1 protein-coding gene (running past one end of the window) is annotated in these 13,134 nt (G+C 75.5%); it reads left to right on the top strand.

Going from position 1 to position 13,134, the window contains the following annotated elements; translation table 11 throughout:
• Positions 1–13,134: the 3' portion of a non-ribosomal peptide synthase/polyketide synthase gene (locus ACWEPX_RS21165; protein ID WP_451898922.1), read on the top strand. Its footprint begins 5,997 nt before the window's first position; 13,134 of the gene's 19,131 nt are visible here — the last part of the coding sequence; the start codon falls outside the window, past its left edge; it ends in the stop codon at positions 13,132–13,134.

Below are 13,134 nucleotides of genomic sequence, written 5' to 3'. Positions count from 1 at the left end.
CTGGACCCGTCCTACCCGGCCGAGCGGATCGCCCGGACCATCGCCGACGCCCGGCCCGTGCTGCTGGTGGCCGAAACCGCGGTTGAGTCCGAAGTGGACGTCATCGTGCTCGCCGACACCGACCTCTCCGGCGTGCCCGCGGTCGCGCCGGAACCGGCGCTGCTGCCCGAGCACCCGGCCTACGTCATCTACACCTCCGGGTCGACCGGCGTGCCCAAGGGCGTGGTGGTCCCGCACTCGGCCGTCACCCGGCTGTTCTCGGCCACCGACCACTGGTTCGGCTTCGACGGCTCGGACGTGTGGACGCTGTTCCACTCCTACGCCTTCGACTTCTCGGTGTGGGAGCTGTGGGGGCCGCTGCTGCACGGCGGCAGGCTGGTCGTGGTGCCGCACGAGGTGTCCCGCTCGCCGCGGGAGTTCCTGCGGCTGCTCTCCGCCGAGCGGGTCACCGTGCTCAACCAGACGCCCTCGGCGTTCTACCAGCTCATCGCCGCCGACCAGGGCGAGCCGCTCGCGCTGCGCTACGTGGTGTTCGGCGGCGAGGCGCTGGAGCCCGCGCGGCTGAGCGGGTGGCGCGGCGGCGACACCCAGCTGATCAACATGTACGGGATCACCGAGACGACCGTGCACGTCACGCACATGCCGGTCGACGCGGGCACCCGCGGCTCGCTCATCGGCGCGCCGATCCCGGACCTGCGGGTCTACGTGCTCGACGCCGACCTGCGGCCGGTGCCGCCCGGGGTCACCGGCGAGGTGCACGTCGCCGGTCCCGGCCTGGCGCGCGGCTACCTGCGGCGGCCCGGGCTCACCGCCGAGCGCTTCACCGCCGACCCGTTCGGCCCGCCCGGCTCGCGCATGTACCGCTCCGGCGACCTGGCCCGGTGGACCGCCGACGGCGTCCTGGAGTACCGGGGCCGCGGCGACCAGCAGGTCAAGATCCGCGGCTTCCGCATCGAGCTGGGCGAGGTCGAGGCCGCGCTGCTGGCCGACCCGGCGGTGCGCGAGGCATGCGTGGTCGACCGGGAGGACGAGCCGGGGCACCGCAGGCTGGTCGCCTACCTGGTCGGCTGGACCGGGGACACCGCGGCGCTGCGCGAGCGGCTGGCCGCGACCCTGCCCGCGCACATGCTGCCCGCGGCGTTCGTCGCCGTCGACCGGCTGCCGCTGACCCCCAACGGCAAGCTGGACCGGCGCGCCCTGCCCGCCCCCGGGACCGACCGGGCCGAGCCCGCCGACCTGGCGACCGACGCCGAGCGCGCGGTCGCGCAGGCGTGGTCGGCCGTGCTCGGCGGGCGGGTCGGCGCGGCGGACAACTTCTTCCACCGCGGCGGCGACTCGATCATGAGCATCCGGGTGGCCGCGCTGCTGAGCACGGCGTTCGGGGCCGAGGTGTCCCCGCGGGCGGTCTTCGACCACCCCACGGTCGCCGAGCTCGCCGCCGCCCTGTCCGAGGCGGCCGGGGTCCGGCAGGCGATCCCGCGCGCCGACCGCGCCGCCGCGCTCCCGCTGTCGTTCAACCAGCAGCGGCTGTGGTTCCTCGACCAGTTCGAGCCCGGCGGCACCGAGTACCTGACCCGCTTCGCCGTCCGCATCACCGGCCCGCTCGACGTCGACGCCCTGCGCGCGGCGTTCACCGGCCTGGTCGCCCGGCACGAGGCCCTGCGCACGACGCTGCGCGCGGTCGACGGCCAGGGCGTGCAGGTCATCCGCGAGCCCTGGTCGTTCGACCTGCCCGTCACCGAGGTGGCGCGGGTGGAGGAGGCCTTGGCCGCGGAGGCGGCCACGCCGTTCGACCTCGCCGACGGCCCGCTGATCCGCGCCCGCCTGCTGCGGCTCGGCGCCCAGGAGCACGTCCTGGCGGTGACCCTGCACCACGTGGTCACCGACGGCTGGTCGATGGGCGTGCTGCTGGAGGACCTGCGCGCGCTGTACGCGGGCGAGGACCTGCCGCCGCTGCCCGTCCAGTACGCCGACTACGCCGCCTGGCAGCGCGACAGCCTCACCGGGGACGCGCTGGCCGACGGGTTGGTCTACTGGCGTGGCCAGCTGGCCGACCTGCCGGTCCTCGACCTGCCGACCGACCGGCCGCGCCCGGCCGTGCGCACCGCCAACGGCGCGCTGCGGCACTTCGAGATCCCGGCCGAGGTCGCCGCGGGCCTGCGGCGGCTGGCGGGCGCGCAGGACGCGACCCTGTTCATGGTGCTCGTCGCCGCCGCGCAGGCGCTGCTGCACCGCTGGACCGGGCAGCGCGACGTGGCTGTCGGCACGGTCGTCTCCGGCCGCGAGCACCCGGACCTGGCCCGGCTGGTCGGCTTCTTCGCCAACACCCTGGTGCTGCGGTCCACTGTGGAGGGCGACTTCGCCGACCTGCTGGCCCGCACGCGGCAGACCGTGCTCGACGGCATGGCCCACCAGGACGTGCCCTTCGAGCGGATCGTCGACGACCTCGGCGTGGAGCGCGACACCAGCCGCAACCCCCTGTTCGACGTGATGGTCCTGCTGCAGAACACCACCACCGAGCCGTTCGCGCTGCCCGGCCTGCGCATCGGCGAGGTGCCCATGCAGGCCGCGACCGCCACCTGCGACCTCACCTTCGAGTTCGCCGAGCACGGCGGCGCGCTGCTGGGCTCGGTGGAGTACAACACCGACCTGTTCGACGCGCCCACGGTCGAGCGGCTGACCACGCACCTCAAGACGCTGCTCGCGGGCATCTGCGCCGACCCGGCCGCGCCGGTGGACGCGCTGCCGCTGCTGCCGCAGGCCGAGCGCGACCTCGTCCTGCACCGCTGGCAGGGCCGCCCCCTGCCCGAGCAGGCGCCCGCCTTCCCCGAGGTGCTGGCGGCGCAGATCCGGCGGACGCCGGACGCGACCGCGCTGGTCACCGCGACGCGGACGCTGACCTTCGGCGAGCTGGGCGAGCGGGTCGACCGGATGGCCCGGCGGCTGCGGGCGTTGGGCGCGGGCCCCGAACGGGTCGTCGCGGTGCGGCTGCCGCGCGCCGAGCAGGTCCCGGCGCTGCTGGCCGTGCTCAGGGCGGGCGCGGTGTACCTGCCGGTGGACCCGGCGCTGCCCGCCGAGCGGCTGCGCTACCTGCTGGCCGACGCCGCGCCCGCCATCGTCATCGGCCCGGAGGACCTCGACACCCTCGCCGCCGCCGACGCGCCCGAGGTCGAGCTGCCCGCGCCCGACCCGGCGCACGGCGCGTACCTGATCTACACCTCCGGGTCGACCGGCAAGCCCAAGGGCGTGCTCGTGGAGCACCGCCAGCTGAGCCACCTCTACGCCGACCACCTGGCCGACCTCATCGAACCGGCCGGGATGGCGCGGTTCGGGCTCACCGCGGCGTTCACCTTCGACACCTCGTGGGAGGGGCTGCTCTTCCTCGCCGCGGGCCGCGAGCTGCACGTCCTCGACGACGACGTCCGACTCGACCCGGTGGCGCTGGTCGACTACATCGCCCGCGAGCGCATCGACGTGCTCGACCTGACCCCCACCTACGCCCAGCAGCTCGTCGCCGCAGGCTTGCTCACCGACGCCCGCCACCGGCCGTCGCTGGTCATGCTCGGCGGTGAGGCGGTCGGTGCCACGCTGTGGCGGGCCTTCGCCGCCGCGCCCGACACCGAGGCGGTCAACTACTACGGGCCGACCGAGTGCGCCGTCGACACCTTCCGCGCCCCGGTCCGCGGGTCCGCGCCGGTGATCGGCAGGCCGACCCGGGGCGTGCAGGGGTACCTGCTGGACGAGTCGCTGCGGCCGGTGCCCATCGGCGTGGTGGGCGAGCTGTACCTCGGCGGCGGGCAGGTGGCCCGCGGCTACCTCGGCCGCCCCGGCCTGACCGCGCAGCGGTTCGTGGCCGACCCCTTCGGCCCGCCCGGCTCCCGGATGTACCGCACCGGCGACCGGGCCAGGTGGACCGCCGACGGCCGGGTGGAGTACCTGGGCCGCGCCGACGACCAGGTGAAGGTGCGCGGCTTCCGGATCGAGCCGGGTGAGGTCGAGGCCGCGCTGCGCGAGCACCCCGAGGTCGCCGACGCCGCGGTCGCCGCGGTGGACCACAACGGGCACAAGCGGCTGGTCGCCTACGTGACCCCGGTGCTCGACACCGCGCCGCTGCGGGTGTGGCTGCGCGACCGGCTGCCCGACCACATGGTGCCGTCCGCGGTGGTGCCGCTGGCCGCGCTGCCGCTGTCCAGCAGCGGCAAGGTCGACCGGCGGGCCCTGCCCGTCCCGGACTTCGCCGGGCTGCTCGACACCGCCTACGTCGCCCCGCGCACCGAGACCGAGCGCGTGCTGGCCGGGGTGTGGGCGGGGGTGCTCGGCGTGGAGCGGGTCGGCGTAGAGGACAACTTCTTCGGCCTCGGCGGCGACTCCATCCTCAGCATCCAGCTGGTGTCCCGGCTGCGGGAGGCCGGGCTGCGGGTCAGCGCCAAGGACGTGTTCCTGCACCAGACCATCGCCGAGCTGGCCCCGCGCTGCACGGCGGCCGAGGCCGCGCGCAGGGCTGCGGTGACCGGTCCGGCACCGCTGACGCCGATCCAGCGGTGGTTCGTCGAGACCGCGCCGAACCCGGACCGCTTCACCATGTCGATGCTGCTCGACCTCGCCCCGGACGCCGACCCGGACCGGGTGGAGGCCGCGCTCGACGCGCTGATCGACCACCACGACGCCCTGCGGACCCGGCTGCTGCCCGACGGGACGCAGGACGTCACCGCGGACGGCCCGCACCGGGTCGGTGTGCGGGTGGACGCGATCGACGCCGCGACCGCCGACGCCGTGCGCGAGCGGTTGAGCGTGACCGACGGCCCATTGGTCGGCAGCGTCCTCGGCGGCGGGCAGCTCCTGCTGGTCGTGCACCACCTGGTGGTCGACGGCGTGTCCTGGCGCATCCTGCTGTCGGACCTGGAGACCGCCTACGACCAGCTCGCCCGGGGCGGGCCGGTGCGGCTGGGCGAGCGCGGCACCGGCCTGCGCGACTGGGCGGCGCTGCTGGCCGAGACCGACTTCAGCGCCGACGAGCCGTACTGGGCCGCCGCCACCGGGCCGGTCGAGCTGCCCGCCGACCGCGACGGCGCCAACACCGGCTCCTCCGCGCGCACCCTGTCGGTCCGGCTGGAGCAGGCGGAGACGGCCGCCCTGCTGCACGCCGTCCCGGCGGTGTACCGCACGCAGGTCAACGATGTGCTGCTGAGCGCGGTCGGCCGGGTGCTGGCCGAGTGGACCGGCCGCGACCGCGTCCTCATCGCCATGGAGGGCCACGGCCGCGAGGACATCGGCGACGCCGACCTCGCCCGCGCGGTCGGCTGGTTCACCGTGGAGTACCCGCTGGCGCTGGACATCCCGGCAGGCGACTGGGGCCGGGTGCTCAAGGCGGTGAAGGAGCAGGTGCGGGCCGTGCCCCACCGGGGCCTGTCCCACGGCGTGCTGCGGGAGCGGCTGGCCCCGCACCCGTGGCCGCGCGTCAGCCTCAACTACCACGGCCAGTGGGAGGCGGGTGAGGGCGCGACCGGGCTTGTCCGCGGCACGCACACCGGGGTTGGCTCGGACGTCGACCCGGCGGCCGAGCGCCAGCACGAGATCGACATCACCGGGATCGTGCAGGACGGCAGGCTGGAGCTGGGCTGGACCTACTCCACCGGGCGGCACGACGAGACCACCGTCCGCGCGCTGGCCGAGAAGGTGCTGGACGCCCTGCGCGCGATCGTCGCCCACTGCGCCGACCCGGCCGCGGGCGGACGCACGCCCTCGGACTTCCCGCTGGCCCGCCTCACCCAGGAGCAGGTCGACCGGATCGTCGGCGACGGGCGCGGGGTGGCCGACGTGCTGCCGCTGACTCCGCTGCAGGCGGGCATGCTCTTCCACAGCCTGGTCGATACCGCGTCCGGGGCGTACTTCAACCAGCTCGCCGTGCCGCTGTCGGGGGTGTCCGACCCGACCGCGCTCGGCCGGGCGTGGCAGGAGGTCGTGGACGCCAACCCGCTGCTGCGCACCCACGTGGTGTGGGAGGACGTGGACTGGCCGGTGCAGGTCGTGCACCGGCGCGCCGAGGTCCCGGTGTCGTATGTGGACGACAGGGATGACCTGCTCGCCGAGGACGCCGCCGCGGGCATCCGGCTGGACCAGGCGCCGCTGATGCGGGTGACCATCGCCCGGCGCGGTCCCGGCGAGGTGCTGATGATCTGGACCTCGCACCACGTGCTGCTCGACGGCTGGAGCACCGGCCAGGTGTTCGCCGAGGTCTGCGAGCGGTACGCGGCGATCACGGGCGGCCGCGCGCCCGCGGTCCCGCACCGCGCCCCGTTCCGCGACTACCTGGCGTGGCTGGCCGAGCAGGACGCCGAGCAGGCGCGCGACTACTGGACCGGGCTGCTGGCCGGGGTCACCGCCCCGACGCCCCTGCCGCTGGACCGCCCGCCCGCGGAGGCGCACCGCACCGAATCCGCCCGCACGGTCGCCGTCGCGGTGGACGCCGACGAGTCCGCGCGGCTGCGGGCCGCCGTCCGCGCCCACGGCTTGACGGTGAACACGTTGGTTCAGGGCGCGTGGGCGCTGCTGCTGTCGCGCTACGCCGGGACCGACGACGTGGTGTTCGGCACCACCGTCTCCGGCCGACCGGCCGAGCTGCCCGGGGTCGAATCGATGGTCGGCATGTTCATCAACACCGTGCCCACCCGGGTGCGGATCACCGCCGACTCCATCGCCGACTGGCTGCGCGCCGTGCAGGACCAGCAGAGCGAGTCCCGCCGGTTCGACCACGTGTCGCTGACCGACCTGCAGGCGTGGACGAAGGTCCCGTCGCTGTTCGACAGCGCGGTGGTGTTCGAGAACTACCCGATCGAGGAGGGCGCGGCCGACAGCGGCCTGCGCGTCGGGGCGGTCGAGGCGACCGACACGACGAACTTCCCGCTGATGCTCAGCGCGTTCCTCGGCGACGGGCTCACCCTGCGGCTGGCCTACGACGAGCGGCTGTTCGACCCGACCACGGCCGACCGGCTCGCCCGGCACCTGCGCTTCCTGGTCACCGCCATCGGCGACAACCTCGGCACGGCGCTGGCCGACCTGCCCGCGCTCTCCGCCGCCGAGGCCGCGGAACTGGCCGAGCGCAACGCCACCGGCACCGCGGCGGTCGGCACGGCGGCCGACACGGTGATCGCGCGGTTCTCGGCGCAGGTCGAGCAGACCCCGCACGCGGTCGCCGTGGTGGGCGATGCGGTGAGCTGGACCTACGCCGAGCTGGACGCGCTGGCCAACCGGCTCGCGCACCGGCTGATCGGGCTGGGGGTGACCGCCGAGCAGCCGGTCGCGCTGCTGCTGGGCCGCTCCCCCGCTGTCGTGCTGGCCGAGCTGGCCGTGCTCAAGGCGGGCGGGGCGTACGTCCCGCTGGACGCCCGCGCGCCCGAGGCCCGGCTGCGGCGCATCCTGGCCGAGACCGGCGTCGGGGTCCTGATCACCGACGACCCGACCAGGGCCGCCGATATCCACAGTGGACTCATCGTGGACTGCGAGCCGGGGGAAGCCGAAGCGGCCCCCGTGCCGGTGCACCCGGAGAGCCTGGCCTACGTCATGCACACCTCCGGGTCGACCGGGGTGCCCAAGGGCGTGGCGGTGCGCCACCGCGACATCGTGGCGCTGGCCGCCGACCGCCGCTTCGCCGAAGGGCACGAGCGGGTGCTGCTGCACTCCCCGCACGCCTTCGACGCCACGACCTACGAGGTGTGGGTGCCGCTGCTGACCGGCGGCGCGGTCGTCGTGGCCCCGCCCGGCGACCTCGAACCGGCCACCCTGCGGGCCCTCATCGCCCGGCACGGCCTCACGGCGGTGTGGCTGACCGCGGGCCTGTTCCGGCTCGTCGCCCAGGACGACCCCGCCGCGCTGCGCGGGCTGCGCGAGGTGTGGACCGGCGGCGACGTGGTGCCCGCCGCCGCCGTGCGCCGGGTCCGCGAGCACTGCCCTGACCTGCTGGTGGTCGACGGCTACGGCCCGACCGAGACCACCACCTTCGCCACGGCCCACGCGGTGGCGGGGCCGGTGCCCGACCCGGTGCCGATCGGCACCCCGCTGGACGGCATGCGCGCCTACGTGCTCGACGCCCAGCTGCGGCCGGTGCCCCCGGGCGCGCCCGGCGAGCTGTACCTGGCGGGCGCGGGCCTGGCCCGCGGCTACCTCGGCAAGCCTGGCCTGACCGCCGAGCGCTTCATCGCCGACCCGCACGGCGGCGGGCGGATGTACCGCACCGGCGACATCGTGCGCTGGACCGCCGACGGCGCGCTGCGCTTCCTCGGCCGCGCCGACGACCAGGTCAAGATCCGCGGCTTCCGGGTCGAGCCCGGCGAGGTGGCGGCGGTGCTGGCCGAGCTGGTCCCGGACGCGGTGGTCGTGGTCCGCACCGACGGCGGCCGGGCCCGGCTGGTCGCGTACGCGGTCGGCGTCGAGGACGTCGAGCCGGTGCGCGCGTGGCTGGCCGAGCGGCTGCCCGACTACCTGGTGCCGGAGGCCGTCGTCGCGCTGGACGCCCTGCCGCTGAGCGCCAACGGCAAGGTCGACCGGGCCGCGCTGCCCGCCCCCGCGGCCGCCACCGGCACGCGCACCGCGCCCCGCACGGCTGCCGAACAGGCTGTGGCCGCGGTGTTCCGCGAGGTCCTCGGCGTCCCGGAGGGGACCGGGATCGCGCGGGAGGACGACTTCTTCAGCCTCGGCGGCGACTCCATCCTGAGCATCCGGGTCGCCTCCGCGCTGCGCCGGGCCGTCGGCGCGGACCTCTCGCCGCGGGCGCTGTTCACCCACCGCACGGTCGCCGCGCTGGCCGCCGCGCTCGACGGCGCGTCCGTGCCCGCGGTCATCCCGGCGGTGGCCGGGGACGGGCCGCAGCCGCTGTCGTACGCCCAGCAGCGGTTGTGGTTCCTGCACCAGTTCGCCCCGGAGGACGGCGCGTACGCCTCGGCGATCGCCCTGCGCCTGCGCGGGGAGCTGGACGTGCCCGCGCTGCGGGCCGCGCTGGCCGGGCTCGTCGCCCGGCACGAGTCCCTGCGCACGGTGTTCCCGATGGTCGACGGCCAGGGGACGCAGGTCGTCCTGGCCGAGGCCGAGCCCGCGCTGCCGATCAAGGAGGTGGCCGAGGACGGCATCGACGCGGTGCTGGCCGAGGAGCGGGTCAAGCCGTTCGACCTGGCGAACGGGCCGCTGCTGCGGGCGGCGCTGCTGCGCGTCGGGCCGCGCGACCACGTGCTGAGCCTGGTCCTGCACCACATCGTCACCGACGGCTGGTCCAACGGCATCCTGCTGCGCGACCTGGCGGCGCTGTACGCGGGCGAGGAGCGGCCCGCGCCCGCCGTCCGCTACGCCGACTTCGCCCGCTGGCAGCGCGACCGGGTGGAAGGGGAGCTGGGCGGGCAGCTGGCGCACTGGCGGGAGCGGCTGGCCGGGCTCGAACCGCTCGACCTGCCGCTGGACCGCCCGCGCCCGCCGGTGCGGCCCACGCGCGGCGGGGTCGTCCGGTTCACCGTGCCCGCCGACCTGCTGGAGCAGGTGCGCGGCCTCGCCCACCGCCACGGCGGGACGCTGTTCACCGGGCTCGTGGCCGCCTGCCACGCGCTGCTGGCCCGCTACACCGGCAGCCGCGATGTCGCGGTCGGGACCGTCACGTCCGGGCGTGACCGGGGCGAGCTGTCCGATGTGGTCGGCTTCTTCGTCAACACGCTGGTGCTGCGGTCCGAAGTGGACCCCGATCTCGGCTTCGGCGCGCTGCTCGACCGGGTGCGCGCCGACGTGCTGGCCGCGTTCGACCACCAGGACGTGCCGTTCGAGCGGGTGGTGGACGAGGTCGCCCCCGAGCGCGACCCGAGCCGCAACGCGCTGTTCGACGCGATGGTCGTGCTGCAGAACAGCGGCGGCGACGGGGCACTGGCCCTGCCCGGGCTGGACGTGGCCGAGCTGGCCCCGCCGTCCGGGGCGACGACCTGCGACCTGGTGTTCGAGTTCCAGGAGCGCGACGGGGAGCTGGCCTGCGCGCTGGAGTACGCCGCCGACCTGTTCGACCCCGCCACCGTCGAGCGGATGGCGGCCCACCTGCACGCCCTGCTGCGCGGCGCGGTCGCCGACCCGCAGGCGCCGCTGGCTGGCATCGAGCTGGACGGGCGCCGCTGGCTCACCGGGCCGGAGCTGGCCGTCGACCCGGTCCTGGTGCCCGACCAGCTCACCGCGACCGCGGCCCGCCTGCCCGACGCCACGGCGCTGGTCTGCGGGCCCACCCGGCTGACCTACGCCGAGCTGGAGGCCGCGACCAACCGGCTTGCTCGCCACCTGGTCGAGCGGGGCGCCGGGCCGGAGCGGGTCGTGGCCGTGCTGCTGCCGCGCTCGGCGGAGTCGGTGATCGCCCTGCTGGCCGTGCTCAAGGCCGGGGCCGCGCACGTGTGGATCGACCCGGCGCTGCCCGCCGACCGGATCGACGCGCTGCTGGCCGACACCCGGCCGGTGGTCGTCATCGACTCCCCGGTCGACGCCAGCGGCTTCGACCCGACCCCGCCGCAGCGCGACCTGCGGCCGGAGCACCCGGCCTACGTCATCCACACCTCCGGGTCGACCGGCAGGCCGAAGGGCGTCGTGGTCGAGCACCGGGCGCTGTCGGCGCTGTTCACCGCGCAGCGCCAGCGGTGGGCGCCGCACGGGCGGGTGCGCGGCGCGCTGACGGCCAGCTTCTCCTTCGACGCATCCTGGGACCTGCTGCTGCTGATGGTCGCAGGCCACGAGATCCACGTCATGGGCGACGACGAGCGCCGCGACCCGCGGATGCTGCTGGACTACGCCGCCGAGCACGCCGTCGACCTGATCAGCTGCACCCCCACCATCGCCCGGCACCTGGTCGCAGAGGGCCTGCTCGACGGCGGTGCAGGCCGCCCGTCGCTGCTGCTGCTCGGCGGCGAGGCCGTCCCGGTGGACCTGTGGCGGGCGGTGGCCGAGTCGCCGCACGTGCGCGGGGTCAACCTCTACGGGCCGACCGAGACGACCGTGGACGTGGTGTGGCGGGACATCGACGGGCCGGTGCCCGAGATCGGCGCGCCGCTGCCGAACGTGCGCGCCTACGTGCTCGACGCGGCGCTGTCCCCGGTGCCCGCAGGGGTCGTGGGCGAGCTGTACGTGGCCGGGCCGCAGGTCGCGCGCGGCTACCTCGGCCAGCCGGGGCTGACCGCGCAGCGGTTCGTCGCGGACCCGTTCGGCCCGCCCGGGTCGCGGATGTACCGCACGGGCGACCGGGTGCGCTGGACCGCCGACGGCGCGCTGCGCTACCTGGGGCGCGCGGACGAGCAGGTCAAGATCCGCGGCTTCCGGGTCGAGCCCGGCGAGGTCGAGGCGATGCTGCGGACCTGCCCCGGCGTCGCCGACGCGGCGGTGGTCGTGCGCGCCGACGGCGGCCACCCGCGGCTGGTGGCCTACCTCGTCGGCGGGTGCGACCCGGAGGAGGCGCTGCGGACCGCCCGGCGGCGGCTGCCCGAGCACATGGTGCCCGCCGCCGTCGTGGTGCTCGACCGGCTCCCGCTCGGCCCGACCGGCAAGCTGGACCGGCGCGCGCTGCCCGCGCCGGACCTGGCCGCCACCGACGGCTACGTCGAGCCCGACGGCGCGGTGGCGCGGGAGCTGGCCGCGATCTGGGCGCGGGTGCTCGGCCTGCCGCGGGTGGGCGCGCGGGACAACTTCTTCGCCCTGGGCGGGGACTCGATCCTGAGCATCCAGCTGGTCACCGAGATCCGCCGCGCCGGGTACCGGATCAGCACGCGCGACCTGTTCCTGCACCAGACCGTCGAACGGCTCGCCGAGGTGGTCGTGGTCGAGGACGCGGGCGGCAGCGACCGGGCGCCGGTGGTGGGGCCCGCGGCGCTGACCCCGATCCAGGCCGACTTCCTCGGCTCCGGCCCGGCCAATCCGCACCACTTCAACCAGGCGATGCTGGTCGAGCTGCGGGACCGCCCGGACATCGCCGCCCTCGACACCGCCTTGGCCGCCCTGCCGCTCCAGCACGACGCGCTGCGCATGCGCTTCGCGTTCGACGGGACGTGGACGGCGTACAACACCGAGCCCACGGCGACGTCCGTGCTCACGGTGCACGACCTGTCGGGGTCGACTGCGCTGCAGGAGGACATGACGCGGATCGCGGACGCCGCCCACGCGGGCTTCGACCTCGGCTCGGGGATGCTGTTCCGCGCGGAGCTGTTCGACACCGGCGACCGGGCGCTCCTGCTCCTCATCGCCCACCACCTGGTCGTGGACGGCGTGTCGTGGCGCATCCTGCTCGACGACCTGGAGCGCGGGTACGCCCAGGCGTCCGCGGGGCAGCCGATCGACCTGGGCGGCAAGACCACGTCGTTCCGCGACTGGTCCCACCGCCTCGCGGAGTTCACCGCCGCGGGCGGACTCGACCACGAGCTGGACCACTGGTCCGCGGTCGAGTCGGCCCCACCGCTGCCGCGCGACGAGGTTCCGGGCGGGTGCGGGACCGTGGTGGTGGGCCTGTCGGCCGCCGACACCGACGCCCTGCTGCGCGCCGCGCCGACGGCCTACCGGACGCGGGTGAACGACGTCCTCCTAGCCGCCCTCGCCACCGCCCTCCACGACTGGACCGGCCACGACCTGGTGTCGATCACCCTGGAGGGCCACGGCCGCGAAGACCTCCTCGACGACGTCGACCTCTCCCGAACGGTCGGCTGGTTCACCACGGTCTTCCCGGTCGCAATCCGCGTCCCGGCCACGGACGACACGCGGACGTTGGTGCGGGCGGTGCGCAAGCAGCTGCGGGCGACGCCGAACAACGGCTTCGGCTTCGGCGCCCTGCGCCACCTGGGCTCCCCGTCGACCCGCGAACGCCTGACGGCGGCCCAACCTGAGATCGCCTTCAACTACCTGGGCCAATGGGACGGCACCGAACCCGACTCCGGCCTGATCCGCACCACCCTGGGCACCCTCGGCACCGACGCGGACCCGTCGACCCCGCCGCGGCACCTGGTGGAGGTGGTCGGCGCAGTGCAAGACGGCACCCTCACCTTCTCCTGGTACTACCGCGCCGACCAGCTCCACCACTCCACAGTGGAGTCGATCGCCACCGCCTTCCTCACCCAGCTCCACCACATCGCCGAGGGCGCCCGATGA

It is taken from the genome of Actinokineospora sp. NPDC004072, from assembly GCF_053604195.1.
The sequence above is the reverse complement of the archived record's forward strand: the minus strand, read 5'-3'. Positions and strand labels throughout refer to the sequence as shown.